The organism is Paenibacillus camelliae (assembly GCF_023715345.1).
GTDB lineage: Bacteria > Bacillota > Bacilli > Paenibacillales > Paenibacillaceae > Pristimantibacillus > Pristimantibacillus camelliae.
Map to the genome: position 1 here is coordinate 1 of NZ_JAMBNY010000008.1, position 16948 is coordinate 16948.

The following is a 16948-nucleotide window of genomic DNA, read 5'->3' on the forward strand; positions in this document are numbered from 1 at the left end:
CTTCATGTAAAGCTTCAACAGCAAGTAATTTGATTTCAACTGGATGCTTACTTTTAGCCATAAAAATACTCCCCATCGGATAAACAGATTTTTTATTTAATCTGTCTACCTAATGGGGAGCATATCAGTTTCCTCTGGAGACCTACATGCTTGCTCAATTTGCTTTAAAGCGAAAGAGGAGGTTAGCTACAAGGCAATTTCTCGGTGCTGAAAGCACGACAACTTCAGATTTGAAGCTGACGAGCTCATAGCTTTAACAGTGCAGAAAAGTCAACCTTTAAGGAAAAAAAGTTGCAGTGACGCAACAAAGTCAGCAGCATATACTATATTATCACTTGATGGAGGTGATCGTATGAAAATAGTTGAACAGCAGGTGATCCCAATGAACAGTGCCGTTCGCCGCTTTTTACTTGTCATTAAAATTCTTACCATCGTTTGTATTGCTGCTACAGGAGGACTATTTAAGTGAAGTGGTTAACAGGTATACAACAGGATAACAGCGCGTATCCTAAACATTTAGAGTAGAGAGCTTCATCTTGACGCGGGATGAAGCTTTTTATTGCATAGGTATGATAAGATATTAGAGAGACATGGAGGGGATAAATATGACAGCATATAAACTATTAGCCTTAGATATGGATGGTACATTGCTGAATGACGATTTACATATCACGGATCTGAACTTGAAGTGGATAAGGAAGGCAGTGGAAGCGGGAGTCACTGTTATATTTTCTACTGGTCGCGGTTTTATTAATGCTATCGACTACGCAGTGGATATGGGACTAGATTCACCTATGATTACGGTGAACGGCGGAGAGATCTGGTCGAAACCGCATGTATTGCTGCAACGTAAAACTTTAGATGCGGACTGGATTAGTAAGCTGCACGGTGTTTCGACTCAGTACCCGAATACTTGGTTCTGGGCATATACGACAAAGCGCATTTACAATAAAGACAGCTGGCATGAGCTGCAAGGGGAGCTAACTGCGCATGAATGGCTAAAATTCGGCTATTATGACGAGGATATTGAGATCATTCAAGCGATACGCAGTGAGATAGAAGCTTGGCAGGGGCTGGAAATATCTAATTCTTCCATTTATAATTTGGAGATAAACCCACTTGGGGTGTCAAAAGCAAGTGCGTTAGAAGCCTTATGCGAGCACATGGGGATTCATATGGATGAAGTGATCGCTGTCGGTGATAGCTTGAATGATATTAAAGCAATCGAGGCAGTTGGGCTTGGAGTCGCGATGGAAAACGCCCAAGAGGAAGTGAAGGCTGCAGCGGATGCAGTTACGTTTTCCAACAATGAACATGGCGTAGCCGAGGTCATTCGGCGCTACATATTTAACGAGGCTGAAGCGGAGCTTTAGCGATAGTTGTAGGTTTTTTGCCGATTAAAGGGGGAAGGCAATGGATATTTTAGGTATTATAATTGTAGTCTTACTATTTATCGTTGGGATGATTGGAACGATATATCCGGTATTGCCTGGAGTATTCGCTATCTATGCAGCATTTTTTGTGTACGGATGGTTTTTTAGCTTTAGCGATTTTAATGTTTGGTTTTGGATTCTACAAACCTTTATCCTTATCGTATTAGTCGTCGCGGATTATATCGTTGGCGCATGGGGAGTAAAAAAGTATGGTGGGACGAAGGCATCGGTCATTGGATCGACGATTGGCATTATTGTGGGGCCATTCGTTATTCCGGCCTTCGGACTTGTGCTTGGACCATTTCTAGGCGCGGTTATCGGAGAATTAATTGTTGGTACGAAGCTAAAGCAGGCATTGCTCGCAGGCTGGGGCTCATTAATTGGATTGTTAAGCAGTGTTATTGTTAAAATAGTATTACAGCTCATTATGATTGTGCTGTTTATCATTTGGATATTGTAATTTAGGAGGAAAATACCTTGATTAATGTAACGATTTGGAATGAGTTTTTGCATGAGAAGCAGCACGAAGAGGTAACGCGTGTATATCCAGAGGGTATCCATATTGCTTTACAAAAAGGCCTTGCAAGTGAGCAATTCAATATACGTACAGCAACGCTAGAGGATCCGGAGCATGGACTTACTGAGGAAGTATTGAATAATACAGACGTGCTAGTATGGTGGGGACATATGGGACATGATCGTGTTGAGGATGCGATCGTTGAACGTGTGCATGCCCGCGTCATGGCGGGTATGGGGTTAATTGTACTGCATTCCGCACATTTCTCTAAAATATTCAAAAAGCTTATGGGCACTGGCTGCGATTTGAAGTGGCGTGAAGCCAATGAGAAGGAGCGTCTGTGGGTTGTCAATCCAGGGCATCCGATTGCAGAAGGTCTGCCTGAGTACATTACGCTTGATCATGAAGAAATGTACGGCGAGCATTTTGATATTCCGGCACCAGACGAGCTAATTTTCCTTAGCTGGTTCCAAGGCGGCGAGGTGTTCCGCAGCGGCTGCACATTTACACGCGGTCAAGGTAAAATCTTCTATTTCCGTCCGGGGCATGAAACATTCCCGACTTATTATAATGAGCATATTCTTAAAGTTATATCTAATGGTATCAAATGGGCGAAGCCTACAATGACTGCAACGCCGGTACGCGGCAACGCTCAGCCTTTAGAGCAGCTGTAGGTGAAAAGGAAGAAGAATAACTTATGACAACGTTAAAAAAAGATTCGCTGCTGAAAGGCACATTAATACTAGCACTGGCTGCGCTTGTAGCCAGAATGCTAGGTATGTTTCAAAAAATTCCGCTTGAATATATGCTTAATTCAGAAGGCCAATATGCTTTCTTCGTTGCGAACCAAATTTATTTAATACTACTAGCTGTAGCGACTGCTGGTTTTCCAAGTGCAATAAGCAAGATGGTATCTGAACGAATGGAACGCGGTAACTATGAGGAAGCTCGCCGCGTTTATAAGGCTGCACTCATATTTGGTGCAGTAGCAGGAGTCTTGTTAACTCTTATATTATTTTTTGGAGCTTCTTATTATGCAACTACGATCGTTAAGGAGCCGTCTGTTTCATTAGCAGTACAAGCGATTGCCCCTGCATTAATCGTATTTCCTATTGTTGCTATGATGAGGGGATATTTTCAAGGTCGTCAAATGATGGCCGCTGGAGGTATCTCGCAAATTGTAGAGCAATTTGCTCGCGTAATATTAGGACTTGCGCTAGGATATATATTCCTATCACTAGGCTATAGTGATACAACTGCTTCGGCAGCTGTTACGTTTGGTAGTGTTTTTGGAAGCATCGCAGCATTTGTCATTATGATCTATTATTCTCGTAAGCTTAAGAAACAGGATGCTCGTTTATCCAATACATCAGCAGAGGCCCGTGCGGCATTGCTGCCTAATCAACCGTATTCAGTAAATAAGGGGCCTAAGCTGAAATTTCGCACAATATATGGCGAGATCCTTCGTATGTCCATTCCAGCATTATTGACTGCGATGACGATTAATCTCGTTTATACCTTTGATTCTTCCTTCTTCAAACGCATAACGGAAAAGGTGTACACTTCAGTCCAAGCAACAGATGTTGCAGCCATTCTAGGAATTAAAGCACAATCGCTTGCAGGCATACCGCCTATTCTAGCGATTGCTTTAGGCTCCTCGATTGTTCCGATTATTGCTGCAGCTTTTGCTCGGAAGGATCAATCCGAGGTAAACAAGCAGACATCGATGGTTATGAAGATCGTCTGCATCTCTGGTGTGCCGATTGCCATGTACTTAACAGTAGCCGCATACTCAGTTACTGGTTTGTTGTTTTCAAGCAATGAAGGCTATGATATTGTCGCATTGCTTTGTGCTGGGACGATATTGCAAATTACGATGATGACAACAAACTCAATATTGTATGGTATGGGTAAGCAGAAGCAGACGATGTACAATACGATTATAGGATTAATGATGAAGGTCGTATTTAGTACTTTGTTTGGTTATTATTTTGGGGTCTATGGTTTTATCATTGGGACGACGATTTGCTTCTTAAGCATTACGCTGTTAAATATTCGTCTCATAAAGCGCGACGTGTCGCTTCATGTTATGGGTAGAAAATGGATTCCTTATATTGCAGCAGTAGTCATATCCACTGCTGCCTGCTGGGGTGCTGAACGTGCGATGCTTTCGTTAACAGGTGAGCTAGCACCTAAGCTTTCTTATTTAATCGCCGTGCTTATATCTGGCAGTATATTGTGTGTTATTTACGGCATATTATTGCTGAAGCTAAAAGTGATCACTGCACAGGATGTCGAGGCATTGCCCGGGAAATTAAGAGGCCCGATGAGAAAGGTAATGCGCGTACTTCGTACTGGTTAATCCATTAGTTCTAGAATAACTGCAGAAATGCTTCTGAATGAACAATGTTTAAAGCTCAAGGAGGATAAAGCAATGATTAGAATTACTAATGATGCACAGTTCCATGATCTCGTTGGGAGAGATAAGCTCACAATCGTTGTATTTAAAACAACATGGTGCGGTGATTGCCATTATATCAATCCGTTTATGCCAGACGTTGTGCAGCAATATGAAGGTAAGGCTACATTCTATGAAGTCGATCGTGATGAGCTTCCTGATCTTTGCATTGAGCTTAACATATTAGGTATACCAAGCTTTATCGCTTACAAAGACGGCAAGGAAATCGCACGTTTTGTGAGTAAGCTGCGCAAAACACGTGAAGAGATTGAACAGTTTGTGAATCGAACAATTGAGATGGCTGAACTGTTATAATATTGTTACAAAATTCACATTTTGAACATGGCTTTTACCTAATGTGCTCGATATAATGAAAAGACAGAACAATAAGAATTAGGTGAGTACATGAAGGTTACAAAACGATTTCGAACTTTAGCGAATCTGTCCTGTATTGGAATGCTGCTCGTACTTCTTGCGGGAGCATTAGTTACCAATACGGATTCTGGTCGCGGTTGTGGAGATGATTGGCCACTCTGTAACGGAAAATTCGTACCAGCCTATACGGTTGAGTCGATGATCGAATACTCTCACCGTGTCGTGAGCGGTGTAGAAGGAATTTTAGTGGCGATCGTGTTTTTCTCTATCTATCGTATGTACAAGCGTGAAGGCAATGCGTACCGTGAACCAATGCAATATGCTTGGTATGCGCTGTTATTTACAATCGTGCAAGCGTTAATGGGAGCTGCTGCCGTTATGTGGCCGCAATCTCCGCCGATTATGGCTATTCATTTTGGTATATCTCTTGTAGCCTTTGCCGCAACAGCCCTTCTCGTAATATGGTGTTATCGAGATAAGAAGGGTGTTGTAGAAAAAACACTGTACCCTCGCAAGCTGATGCCTTGGGCACTGGCAGCATCGGTGTATTGCTACGTTGTTGTCTATCTTGGTGCATTTATCCGTCATACTGAAAGTGCGGGTGGATGTCTCGGCTGGCCGTTATGTAATGGGGAAGTTATTCCAGAGATGACAGGAGCTACGGGTATTGCATTTATTCACCGTGTCGCTGCAGCGATATTAGGTATCGTACTTATTGCATTATATCTTTACATTAAGCGTACAACCGGAAATTCATCTTTAACCCAATCATCTCTTGCTATTGTTGTGTTAGTCATAGCACAAATTTTTAGCGGTGCTTGGCTCGTTAGTACGATCGGTAATGATAATTGGTTCTTGTTCACAAGCTTATTGCACAATTTAATTATTGTAGCGTTATTTGCATTAATCGTTGACTTAGTTATTCGATCTTGGATATATCGAGAACGTCAATAAATTAAGCTGCCATTCGATAACCGAGTGGCAGTTTTTTTGTGCATTAAGGGGGTAGATGCGAGCACAGAACAGAATATGGTATGATTATAGCTAGCTAATAAAATGAGGTGAAATGATGCTGCAATTTTTATATCTGGAAGATTCTATTACGCCAGATCCACTCTTTATTGAAGCAGATCAACTATTGCAGCGCTATGCGGCAGCTGCCTCTGCAAAACGGAATGAAAGTGAAGAAGCGAATAAACGCTGGTCAAAGTTTGAAATATGGAGCCTTGGCTTGCGCAGTTCTCTTCACGAGCTATATTCAAGTCACTATGCTGCGAAAAAATACAAAGAGATGATTACAAGTTCGACCTTAGCAGAAATGGATGAAACTCAGAAGTTAAATTACACACGATACGTTTACTTTGATAAGAATGGATTTATTCGAGTTTTCTCTTTACTGGATAAGCTGGGCACTTTCTTAAATGAATTACTGGAAATGCGCACCGAGCGTGTAAAGCCGCATTTCTCTTACTTTACCGTTCTGAGAAGAATGCGTGAATCTGGTGTTCATCCAGACTTAACAAAGCCATTGAATGACTTAAAGGAAAGCAGTAAAGAGCCTACACATCGTTTAAGAAGAAGACGTAATACAGAAATTCACTATATGAATTCAGAAATGCACGATGATCTTGTTCAGCAAACACGAATGTACGGTCAAGAAACGGAAATAAAGCTAGAAAATTTAGATCTGCAATTACAGGATTTAACTGCTGGTTTACATATGGTTACACAATCCATTCTACTTACCTTTCAATATGCCGAGCGAATCATGAAACAAAAATAAGGGCTTATAGCTAGAGAAGGGGGATAGAATTGAAACTTATGGGGAAAAAGGCGCTAATAACTGGTAGCGCCAAAGGTCTAGGAAAACGAACAGCGATTGAATTAGCACAGCAAGGTTGTAACCTAATGCTGCATTATTATACTAGCAAGTCTGAAGCAGAACAATTAAGGCAAGAGCTTCTAAAGTACAAGGTCGAAGTGAGACTAGCTCAAGCGAATCTATCCTCATCTCATGGTGTTAATGAGTTAGCGGAAGCCGTGAAAAGCTGGGACGGTGGCGTCGATATCCTTATTAACAATGCAGGACCTTTCGTTCGGGAACGGAAGCTTTTTCAACAATATGATCCTGAGCTTATTACGTCACTGATCCAAGGCAATTTAATCTCGGCTATGTTGTTAGATCATCAGGTGTTGCCTTATATGCGCAACAAACGATGGGGTAGAATTATACATTTTGGATTTGGTCATGCCAATGAAGCTAGAGCATGGCCGCAGCGTGCCGTATACGCAGCAGCAAAAACCGCGTTAGTCTCTTTTACAAAATCTCTCGCAGTCGAGGAAGCACCCTACGGTATAACCGTCAATATGATCGGTCCTGGGGATATTAAAGGTGTCTATAAGGAAAAGTCTATTGCAGAGGTGCAGCACGATTATGACGAGGAGCAGCCAACCGGTAGGCCTGGAACAGGCGAAGATGTGGCTAGAGTCATTACGTTTTTATGTGAGGAGAAATCGAGCTTTTTAACTGGCAACATTATTGATGTAACGGGTGGCTTCGATCCGATACGCGCTAATATTCTAAATCAAAAATAAGGCGATCTCGTTTATGCGAGATCGCCTTATGATCAAAACTGATCGTTTATTTAGAATACTTGTACAACCTCTACGATGCCGTCAACTTCCTCAAGAAGAGCACGCTCGATACCTGCTTTAAGCGTAATTGTGGAAGATGGGCAGCTACCGCATGCACCCATTAGGCGAAGCTTTACAATGCCGTCTTCTACGTCTACTAGCTCCACATCACCGCCGTCGCGTTGTAAAAACGGACGAAGCTTGTCAAGGACGTCCAATACTTCATCATACTTAGTATCTTGTAGTTGTTCACTCATTGCATTCATCTCCTTTCTATTCTATTATAGTACAAAGTAATGCAAATGAATACAGTTCTCAGCAAAGTTGTTGAACCAATAAGTTTTTTGAAAGTTAAGGTGTGTTTATGTTAAAACCAACCATTGAATTTTGCACAAGCAATATGCATCACGGTACAGAGGTGCTGCTCGATAAATACGAGCTTGATGATACGTACGAAACAACGGAATATGGATGTCTTGGCAATTGTGGTGAATGCTATCTTAAGCCTTTCGCTTTAGTAAACGGCACAATTGTTGCAGCTGATTCGGTCGCCGAGCTTGATGAAGCAATTCAAAAGTTTCTCGTTGAGGATGCTGAGAATCAAGCTGCTCTAGATCGATTACTCGATGATCTGTAGTTTAAGGCTTAAATAGTGATGATTAGTGAATAATATCGTTGTGTGCACCTTATGATGTGTAAAGAATGAGTTATTATACCTTCCAATGATTCGTGACATCATCACTGTGCCATGACTTTATGAATGCTTTGATCGCCACAATATACCACTTTTGATTAGGCGAGGAATGCGTCCTTTTATGGACATCGATCCCATAACGCCAAAGCCGCTATGCTTGCCAAGTGCACCTAGTGTTCCTCTAAGTTTAATTGGTTCGACAGGAATAGTTTTGTCTTTCCAGATCGCTAGTAAGATATGTGCGATATGCTCGCCTTGAATACCAGCAACTTGAGCGCTAGGTGCATACGGTAAAGAAGCGCAATCCCCAACAACAAATATCGAAGGATCACTTTGCAGCTGGTATTGCTTATTAAGCTTCAGACGTCCTCCCTTATCCTTATCCGCATCCAAACGTTGAACGAGCTCAACAGGCTGGATACCAGCAGTCCAAAGCGTTATATCTGTTTCTAGACTCGAATCTGAGCCTTCAACGAATAAATGATTATGCTCAATACGCTCCAGCTGAGTATTCAATAACAATTCAACATCATGTTCTCTTAGCCACTGTGCAGCATAGTTTTGTATTCCGTCCGGGAATCCACCAAGCAGCTTTGGCCCGCGGTTGATCAAGGATATTTTAAGATCGCCTCTGCTTTCCCGCAGCTCGGATGCCATCTCAACTCCGCTTAGACCGCCTCCTACAATTGTAACTGTGCCATATGGCGCAATATTATTGAGTGCGGTGTATGCTTTGCGCGCAGCTTGGAATGTTTGAATACTGTTGCTGTATTGCGCAGCACCTACAATTCCATGATAATGATCAGTACAACCTAGACCAATGACCAAATAATCGTAAGCAATGGGATCATGACCGGTCACATGCACAAGTTTTTTAGTTCGGTCAAGCGAAGTGATTTCACCTAAAGCTAACGTAACATCAGGTGATTGAGGAAATGCGACTCTTAGCTCTGAATCTGCCGCGGTGCCAGCGGCTAATGCGTAATATTCAGTCTTTAAGCCTTGGAAGGGCTGCTTATCTATGAGTGTAATGGCAATGTCATTCGGTAAACCTTTATTTAATAGCTCATTAATAAGTGCTAATCCCCCATAGCCACCGCCTAGAACTACAAGTTTTTTTTTCATAACGTCATCTCCAGTTGTGTATACACATGTTGTAAAAGTCACTTGTACTATATTACCACAAGAGAAGAGGACAATGTACGGAAAATGGTTCATCTTGAGGTTCACTGTGGAGTGGAGTATACTATAACTATACAAAAGTAAGTTGAAATCTCATTGCTGGGATTGGAATAGAATAGAATGGAGGGAATACAATGATTACAATTACTGAACTAGCTGCTGAAAAAATTAATGAGATGCTTGCTGAGGAAAACAATCCAGATCTGTTTTTACGCGTTGGCGTAAAAGAGGGAGGTTGCAGCGGATTTTCTTATGGAATGGGCTTCGATGATGAGCAGAATGAAACTGACACGATTCTTGAGGTTCAGGGCTTAAAGGTTGCTGTAGACGAGGATAGCGCGAAATACTTACGCGGCCTTATTATTGACTTTAAAGAATCTGCGATGCAAGGCGGCTTCACGATTGATAATCCGAATGCTACCGTTACATGCGGCTGTGGCTCAAGCTTCCGCACGGCGACTGCTGCGGGCAATCCTGCTGCAGATCCTTGCTAAGCCGAGTCAATATTTATCAGCTGCTTAGCTTAATCAGTAAACACTTATCAACAACCAGTCACTCGGCTATGAGTGACTGGTTGTTTTGTTATGCCATGAAAATTTAAATAACTAACGAGTAATAAACAAATATTTTGCAAAAAAACTTTTCTTTACTATCTACTCATCGCTTTATGACTAATGTATGATAGTACCATATTACTATTTTTTGTAACTGTAATTTTTGGAAGCGTGAGGTGCAGCATGCAGGTTGAAGTGATGAGAGTTTCTGCTTTTATGTATGAGCAGCGTTATATGGAGTATGTGCTGGACCGCTATATACAGCTGAATATGCCATATCCCTTTACAGTTTCGTTTAACTATCTCGCAAGCCCAGTACTGATGGATGAGGAAATATTTCTCGCCTTAGATGACGAACATCAGATAGTTGGCTGCTTAAGCTTTATACGTGGAACGGCAGAGCACAATTACGAGAACCGTGAGGTTATTCAGCTGCAAGTGTTCTATATTGAGCCGCCATACCGATCAACCAAGCTATTTCTAGAGCTGCTGCAGCTTTTGGTGCAGTGCCTGCAATACTTGGAGGAACCGGTTAAGGAGCTTCAATTTTGGACGAAGGAAGACTCCATCATTCGCTCGCTCGTAACGAAGAGGCTAGCGATAGAAGCTCAACAGCATCAATCTGTATATGGTTCTTTAGTTTCGTATGTTATTCCATATGAAATGCTGGAGAAGTATGTCTCTTCATTTCCGCAAATAGATTATTTTTAAGGGAGAGCATTCAACATGTGGAAGGTGTTGCAATTAATCGGCACTTACTTAAAAGCCTATAAGCTGCTAACCGTACTATTTTTAATCTTGTTTGGTTTAGATTTAATATTTATATCGATCGCTCCATTAAGCTTTAACTACATCATTGATTATGCGGTCACTCCTAAAGATCAGAGCATGTTTGTAAGGATTGTTGGGATTCTTCTCGTGCTCGGCGTGCTATGTACGATAGCTGGTGTTCTGGCTGATCGTCTGCTTGCTCGCCTTAATGCACTTTTTGAACAGGACCTGAGACAAGGTATCTTTTCTAAGCTGCAGCAGCTAACGATTCGATATTTTCAAGCGAAGCGTTCAGGTGATCATGTTGCTTTGTTTTCAAGCGATATTCCAACGGTTAGCTCAACGATGACTTCATTATTGTCGACCGGCATTCAGTCCGTTGTTGTCGTTATTGTAAGCATGAGTGTGCTGCTCTATTTGGAGTGGAGTATGGCACTCATTATTATTGCTGGTGCTGCACTAATATTTGTAGGACCTCTTCTAATAAGCAAGCGAGCAAAGCAAAGCTACGAGGAGTACAAGAAACAAGCGGCGCAGCTTAATAGTGAAATTACTGAAAATGTAAAGGCGCAAAAGCTTATTAAAAGCTATAATCTACAGCAAATGATGCAGAAGCGTTTCGTAGAACGTACAAAGCTGCTTTTCGTAAGCAGCTATAGGATGAATCTGATTAATGCAGCATTAGGTCGCATACCGATGATTAGCTTGCTCGTGGTGAATCTATCAATTATGGTGTTTGGCTCGTATCTAGCAATCGTCGACCGTATAACGATTGGAGAGCTGATCGCTTTTTATACGATGTACATGTCCATGGGCAACTCTGTGTACAGCTTGACCTTTATCATTCCCGCAATTACCGATGCGAAGGTTAGTGTCGAGCGGCTTCAAGAGGTTCTTCATGCAACAGATGAGTTAGAGGCTGACCATATACAGGATGAGGCTAGTGAGCATGCTCAGTCGAGGCGATTTAGAGCTGCAGCATCGCTTGAGCAATCGGTTGCGATTGAGGCGTTAGCAGATAGAGGAGTTGTGCAGCCACTTCAGGTTAAGTTTAATGATGTCTCGTTTGGCTACGATCGCGAAAGTCGCGTGCTTCACCATGTACAATTACGTATATTAAGTGGAGCAACGGTTGCTTTTGTTGGCAGCAGCGGCTCAGGTAAAAGCTCCATGGTACAGCTTCTGCTAGGGCTTTATGAGCCAGATGAGGGAGAGCTGCTCATTAACGGAGTGCGTCTCGATAAGCACAATCTGTCTATCTTCAGAGATAAGCTTGCAGTCGTTTTTCAAGATAATTTTATGTTTCGAGGAACCATTAAAGAAAACATAGCGATAAGCAAGCAGAATGCATCCGAGGAAGATATTATACATGCTGCCAGGCTTGCAGAAATCCATGATTATATTATGACATTGCCGAAAGGTTACGACACGATAGTCGAGGATGAAGGAACCAATTTCTCTGGTGGGCAGCGTCAGCGTCTAGCAATTGCACGTGCACTTGTGAGAGATCCGCAGCTGCTAATTCTTGACGAGGCGACCTCAGCGCTTGATCCTGCAACAGAGGCCGCGATGAACGAGACGATAAAAAAACTCGGCAAGCAGCGTACAGTTGTATCCGTAACCCATCGCTTATCTACCGTTGCGGATGCTGATCTTATTTGCGTATTTAATAAAGGACAGCTGGTTGAGCAAGGGCGCCATGAGGAGCTGCTCGCTTTACAGGGGCAATATCAATACTTATGGGAAAAGCAGGCCGGCTTTACGTTATCAGAGGAAGGTGACGATGTGCAAATCGATGCCGCTCGACTATCAAGGCTCAACTTTTTCAAGCCTATTGCCTTCGAGCTGCTTGAGGATATCGCCATGCTGTTCAACACTGAGCGCTTTGAGCCAGGTGCAACGATTATTCATGAAGGCGAAAGAGGCGAAAAGTTCTATATTGTCATTCGGGGCAAGGTCGAGGTCCAGAAGCAGTTTAAGAGTGAAGCAGGGCAGCTGGAGGATAGAACCGTTGCTGTTCTAGAGGATGGAGACCATTTCGGCGAAATTGCCCTACTGAGAAATGTCCCACGTACTGCTACCATTAAAGCGCAGACCTTATGCGTCGTCATTTCCTTACAGCGTAAGCATTTGCAGCATATACTATCGAGACATCCAGAGGTTAATCAATATGTTCAGAGCATGTTAGAGGAAAGACTAGGCTGAGAAGCTTAAGAAAGGATAAGCGATATGTACCAATATTCTATTTTTGGCAACTCAGATGAGCTAGGAGCGCAATTTTCATCATTTTTTATTCGTCATCGTGAGCAGTTCTCCAAGGATATGGTGCTGGATGAGGCACTTATTCATTTGTTGTATTGTATGCAGTATATGTCATTGATATTGAGCTACAATGAGAACGATGAGCTAATCGCTGCCATGAACTATTGGACTGTAGCGGATAGAGATGATTCAACGTACGATCCGAACGGACAAATCGTACGAATAAGCTCTGCACTTATTGCTCCACATGAACGAAGCTCCAGAGTATTTATGCATGGCTTTCGAGATTGGTCGAATTACATATATGAACAGAATCCCTCGATTCATACAGTCGTCTTTACTGCCCGAGCGGATAATGAATACTTGAACAGGTTATATCCCAAATTTGCAACCTTTACTAAGATGGTTGATGGACTGCATGGATTAGAACGCCAGTATAAGGTGAGTCTTTTAGACCTGCGGACGTTTCTTAATCGATTAAAGCCCAAGAATTAAAAAATACAAAAAAATGTAAGTAAGGTTACAGATTTTTGAAGGTTTTTGCTATATAATTCTAATTAATAAGTGAGAACGTAAAGGAGGTGCTACAATGTACCCAGCTAGACCAGATTTGAAGAGTAAAGAAGGAACGAAATTAACTAAGCTTTCCATGCTTCCAGTTGAGCTGCTGAAACAGCAAGAAACTTTACGTGCAGTACCAACGAAATAATATTGTCTATATAAAGGAGATGTTACAATGTATCCAGCAAAACCAGATGTTAAAGAAGTTAAAAAGGGCTCTGGCTTCGGAAGAATCTCTATGCTTCCAGTTGAGCTGCTGAAACAGCAAGAAGCTCTTCGTGCAGTACCAGCTAAATAATCTGTAACAACTCAAATCGTTCAAGGCTGATCAACAGCTATGAGCGATTTTTTGTTTTACTAGTGCTACGAAAAAATGCCGAGCATCCGGGATGCTCGGCCAGTCCGCAATGAACAAGGGAGTTATTCGAACGTTGCGGTTATATGATAACAGGGATATCTAATCGGGCTTGCAGCTGATTCTGAACCGCTGCAAGCTGCTCATTCGTTGGAGGCTTCATATGCTCAAGCTCATAACGTAAGCCGAGCTGCTTCCACTTGAATTTCCCCATTTCATGATAGGGTAAAAGCTCCAGTCTTTCGACAGTTGATAGCTTTTGAATCTCTACAGCTAGCCGTTCAACATCTGTCGGATCGGTCGTAACTTCAGGAATGACGACATGTCTGATCCAAAGTCTCGTACCATAATCATTAACAAACTGTGCCATCCTTAGTATTCGATCATTCGATTGCGTTGTCAGCTCCATATGCTTCTGCTCATCAATCATTTTCAGATCAAGCAGAATAAGATCAACAACTTCAAGCAATGAAGTAGAACGTAGATGGGCGGGCTCACAGAAGCCTGATGAATCCATCGCAATATGAAGCTGATGTCTGCGTTTTAGCTCTCTGCCTAAGGCTGCCAAAAAAGGTGCTTGCAGTGAAGGCTCGCCTCCTGAGAAGGTGACTCCTCCACCAGAGGCTTTATAATAAGGAATATAGGGTTCAATCTCAGCAATCACTTCATCGACGGTCATCACCTTGCCCGTAGTCATATCCCATGTATCTGGGTTATGACAGAACTTGCAGCGCAGTGCACAGCCTTGCATAAATAATACGAAGCGAATACCAGGCCCATCAACAGTGCCGAACGATTCGAAGGAGTGAATACGTCCTTTTACACGTCGATCATGATCAACTTGCGCCTGATGCTCAGTAGCGGTATTCATTAGAGTGCCCCATGGAACGTACGACTAATGACCTCAAGCTGCTGCTCCTTCGTCAGCTTAATAAAGTTGACCGCGTATCCAGAAACGCGTACCGTTAGTTGTGGATATAGCTCTGGGTGCTCCATTGCATCCTTCAATGTTTCACGATCAAACACATTGACATTAAGATGGTGTGCTTTTTGACCCATATACGTATCAAGCAATGCGGTTAGGTTTTGACGCTGAGTATCGGAGTCCTTGCCTAACGCCTTGCCGACAATGGAGAATGTATTGCTAATACCGTCAAGGGCATGCTCATATGGAAGCTTAGCAACACTTGTTAATGAAGCAAGCGCACCTTTACGATCACGTCCATGCATCGGGTTTGCTCCAGGAGCGAATGGCTCGCCTGCTTTTCTGCCATCAGGCGTGGAGCCAGTTTTCTTACCGTATACGACATTGGAGGTAATCGTCAGCACGGATTGTGTTGCAATCGAGTTGCGATAGGTTTTATGCTGCTTAAGCATCTTCATAAAACGTTCAACAAGTGCAATTGCGATATCATCTACACGTTGATCGTTATTGCCATACTGTGGATAGTCACCCTCGATTCTAAAGTCAATGGCAATACCTTGCTCATTGCGAATAGGGTAGACCTTCGCATATTTGATCGCACTTAAGCTGTCTGCAACGACCGATAAGCCAGCAATTCCGCAAGCCATTGTACGAAGAATTTCTCGGTCATGTAGAGCAAATTCAAGGCGTTCATAGCAATATTTATCGTGCATGTAATGAATGACGTTAAGTGTATTAATATATAAGCCAGATAGCCATTCCATCACTTGCTCATAATTCGCCATCACTTTATCGTAGTCGAGCACCTCATCGGTTACGGCAGGCAGGTCATGAGGATACACCTTAACGTTCATCTTCTCATCGACACCGCCATTAATCGCGTATAGCAAGGCCTTGGCAAGATTAGCGCGTGCGCCGAAGAATTGCATTTGTTTGCCGATTCTCATCGCAGAAACGCAGCATGCAATGCCATAGTCATCACCATAGATCGGACGCATCAGGTCATCATTTTCATATTGAATCGAGCTCGTCTCTATCGAAACCTTGGCACAATATTTTTTGAATGCTTCTGGCAATTGATTAGACCATAGCACCGTTAGGTTCGGTTCTGGAGAAGGACCAAGCGTATATAACGTGTGCAGAATACGGAACGATGATTTTGTTACCATCGGCGTGCCGTCCAATGCTACACCAGCAATCGATTCGGTTACCCATGTTGGGTCGCCAGAGAACAGCTCGTTGTAGTCAGGTGTGCGTAGAAACTTCACGATACGCAGCTTCATAACGAAATGATCCATCAGCTCTTGCGCTTGTTCCTCTGTCATTGTACCTTCAGCCAAATCACGCTCAATATAAATGTCCAGGAAGCTGGATATACGACCGATACTCATGGCAGCACCGTTTTGCTCCTTCACTGCTCCAAGGTAAGCGAAGTATAGCCATTGAATCGCTTCCTGCGCATTTTCAGCTGGTCGGCTAATATCGTAGCCATAGGATGCAGCCATCGCTTTAAGCTCCTGAAGCGAACGAATTTGCTCAGAGTGCTCCTCGCGTTCACGAATGACATCATCAGACATCGGAGCATGATCTGTGAGTGCTTTATCAGCAAGCTTTGCTTCGATGAGACGATCGACACCATACAGGGCAACACGGCGATAATCCCCGATAATTCTGCCGCGTCCGTAGGCATCCGGCAGGCCAGTGATGATGCCCGTTTTGCGAGCTAATCTCATTTCAGGCGTATAGGCGTCAAACACGCCTTGATTATGCGTCTTGCGAATTTCTGTGAAGGTATCGATGAGCTCCTGGGGAATATCGTAGCCATAAGCTTTGCAGGCATCGACAACCATTTTAATACCTCCGAAAGGCTGAACGGAGCGTTTGAATGGGGCATCCGTTTGGACGCCTACAATTTTCTCGAGCTCCTTATCGATATACCCTGGTCCATGAGCGGTAATGGTTGATGGTGTAGTCGTATCGACATCCCATACGCCGCCGCGTTCTCTCTCCTCACGGGATAGGCGACTAATATGCTCCCAAAGCTTATTCGTAGCTGGAGTAGCTGGTGCTAGAAAGCTTTCATCACCGGTATAAGATGTCATGTTCTGTATAATAAAGTCACGTACATCAATGCTTTCATTCCATACCCCTTGCTTAAATTGACGATAGGCAGCTTTTACGGATTGAACAGTACTCATTTTCATATTCCTCCCTAATCCAATTCATC

Annotated in this window: 18 protein-coding genes; 14 read left to right on the forward strand and 4 right to left on the reverse strand. The window is 42.9% G+C overall.

What is annotated here, in order from left to right; genetic code table 11:
• Nucleotides 1–605: 605 nt before the first annotated feature.
• The 8 genes from M3180_RS13650 to M3180_RS13685 all read left to right on the forward strand — a co-directional run bounded on the left by M3180_RS13650 (nt 606) and on the right by M3180_RS13685 (nt 7378).
• Nucleotides 606–1373, forward strand: a complete 768-nt coding sequence (locus tag M3180_RS13650; RefSeq protein ID WP_251668412.1) for a Cof-type HAD-IIB family hydrolase — start codon at nt 606–608, stop codon at nt 1371–1373.
• Between the two features lie 40 nt (nt 1374–1413).
• On the forward strand, nt 1414–1893 hold the full coding sequence (locus M3180_RS13655) for a DUF456 domain-containing protein (RefSeq protein ID WP_251668413.1): 480 nt from the start codon (nt 1414–1416) through the stop codon (nt 1891–1893).
• A 17-nt stretch (nt 1894–1910) separates the two neighbouring features.
• Nucleotides 1911–2624 carry a ThuA domain-containing protein gene (locus tag M3180_RS13660; RefSeq protein WP_251668414.1) on the forward strand — a complete coding sequence of 238 codons (714 nt, stop codon included), beginning with the start codon at nt 1911–1913 and terminating at the stop codon, nt 2622–2624.
• 23 nt (nt 2625–2647) lie between these two features.
• Nucleotides 2648–4312 (forward strand): putative polysaccharide biosynthesis protein, encoded by a 1665-nt coding sequence (locus M3180_RS13665; protein ID WP_251668415.1) that lies wholly within the window; start codon nt 2648–2650, stop codon nt 4310–4312.
• A gap of 72 nt (nt 4313–4384) precedes the next feature.
• Nucleotides 4385–4723: a thioredoxin family protein gene (locus M3180_RS13670; RefSeq protein WP_251668416.1), complete on the forward strand. Its 339-nt coding sequence runs from the start codon at nt 4385–4387 to the stop codon at nt 4721–4723.
• A gap of 90 nt (nt 4724–4813) precedes the next feature.
• On the forward strand, nt 4814–5737 hold the full coding sequence (locus M3180_RS13675; RefSeq protein ID WP_251668417.1) for a COX15/CtaA family protein: 924 nt from the start codon (nt 4814–4816) through the stop codon (nt 5735–5737).
• Between the two features lie 112 nt (nt 5738–5849).
• Nucleotides 5850–6566, forward strand: coding sequence for a Cthe_2314 family HEPN domain-containing protein (locus tag M3180_RS13680; protein WP_251668418.1), 717 nt, complete (start codon nt 5850–5852; stop codon nt 6564–6566).
• 38 nt (nt 6567–6604) lie between these two features.
• A complete protein-coding gene (locus M3180_RS13685) occupies nt 6605–7378 on the forward strand; it encodes an SDR family oxidoreductase (protein WP_251668709.1) in 774 nt (257 codons plus the stop codon).
• A 50-nt stretch (nt 7379–7428) separates the two neighbouring features.
• Here the strand turns inward: M3180_RS13685 and M3180_RS13690 are convergent, their stop codons facing one another.
• On the reverse strand, nt 7429–7674 hold the full coding sequence (locus M3180_RS13690; RefSeq protein ID WP_251668419.1) for a NifU family protein: 246 nt from the start codon (nt 7672–7674) through the stop codon (nt 7429–7431).
• Nucleotides 7675–7781: 107 nt separating this feature from the next.
• Here M3180_RS13690 and M3180_RS13695 point away from each other — a divergent pair, with 107 nt between their 5' ends.
• Nucleotides 7782–8054: a YuzB family protein gene (locus M3180_RS13695; protein WP_251668420.1), complete on the forward strand. Its 273-nt coding sequence runs from the start codon at nt 7782–7784 to the stop codon at nt 8052–8054.
• Nucleotides 8055–8171: 117 nt separating this feature from the next.
• Here M3180_RS13695 and M3180_RS13700 read toward each other — a convergent pair whose 3' ends face one another.
• Nucleotides 8172–9236 carry an NAD(P)/FAD-dependent oxidoreductase gene (locus M3180_RS13700; protein ID WP_251668421.1) on the reverse strand — a complete coding sequence of 355 codons (1065 nt, stop codon included), beginning with the start codon at nt 9234–9236 and terminating at the stop codon, nt 8172–8174.
• A gap of 191 nt (nt 9237–9427) precedes the next feature.
• Between M3180_RS13700 and erpA the strand changes: the two genes are divergently transcribed.
• The 5 genes from erpA to M3180_RS22770 all read left to right on the forward strand — a co-directional run bounded on the left by erpA (nt 9428) and on the right by M3180_RS22770 (nt 13739).
• Nucleotides 9428–9787 carry an iron-sulfur cluster insertion protein ErpA gene (gene erpA / locus M3180_RS13705; RefSeq protein WP_251668423.1) on the forward strand — a complete coding sequence of 120 codons (360 nt, stop codon included), beginning with the start codon at nt 9428–9430 and terminating at the stop codon, nt 9785–9787.
• A gap of 243 nt (nt 9788–10030) precedes the next feature.
• Complete coding sequence (locus M3180_RS13710; RefSeq protein WP_251668425.1) at nt 10031–10558, forward strand: hypothetical protein; 528 nt, start codon at nt 10031–10033, stop codon at nt 10556–10558.
• 15 nt (nt 10559–10573) lie between these two features.
• Entirely contained in the window at nt 10574–12823 is a 2250-nt protein-coding gene (locus M3180_RS13715; RefSeq protein WP_251668427.1) for an ABC transporter transmembrane domain-containing protein, read from the forward strand.
• Nucleotides 12824–12847: 24 nt separating this feature from the next.
• Nucleotides 12848–13375 carry a hypothetical protein gene (locus M3180_RS13720; protein WP_251668429.1) on the forward strand — a complete coding sequence of 176 codons (528 nt, stop codon included), beginning with the start codon at nt 12848–12850 and terminating at the stop codon, nt 13373–13375.
• A gap of 241 nt (nt 13376–13616) precedes the next feature.
• Nucleotides 13617–13739 carry a hypothetical protein gene (locus M3180_RS22770; RefSeq protein ID WP_285855732.1) on the forward strand — a complete coding sequence of 41 codons (123 nt, stop codon included), beginning with the start codon at nt 13617–13619 and terminating at the stop codon, nt 13737–13739.
• Between the two features lie 139 nt (nt 13740–13878).
• On the opposite strand, the gene pflA is transcribed toward M3180_RS22770, so the two are convergent.
• Both pflA and pflB read right to left on the reverse strand, forming a co-directional pair.
• Nucleotides 13879–14667, reverse strand: a complete 789-nt coding sequence (pflA, locus tag M3180_RS13725; RefSeq protein ID WP_251668431.1) for a pyruvate formate-lyase-activating protein — start codon at nt 14665–14667, stop codon at nt 13879–13881.
• Entirely contained in the window at nt 14667–16919 is a 2253-nt protein-coding gene (pflB, locus tag M3180_RS13730; protein WP_251668433.1) for a formate C-acetyltransferase, read from the reverse strand. The genes pflA and pflB overlap by 1 nt, the downstream gene beginning before the upstream one ends.
• Nucleotides 16920–16948: the final 29 nt, after the last annotated feature.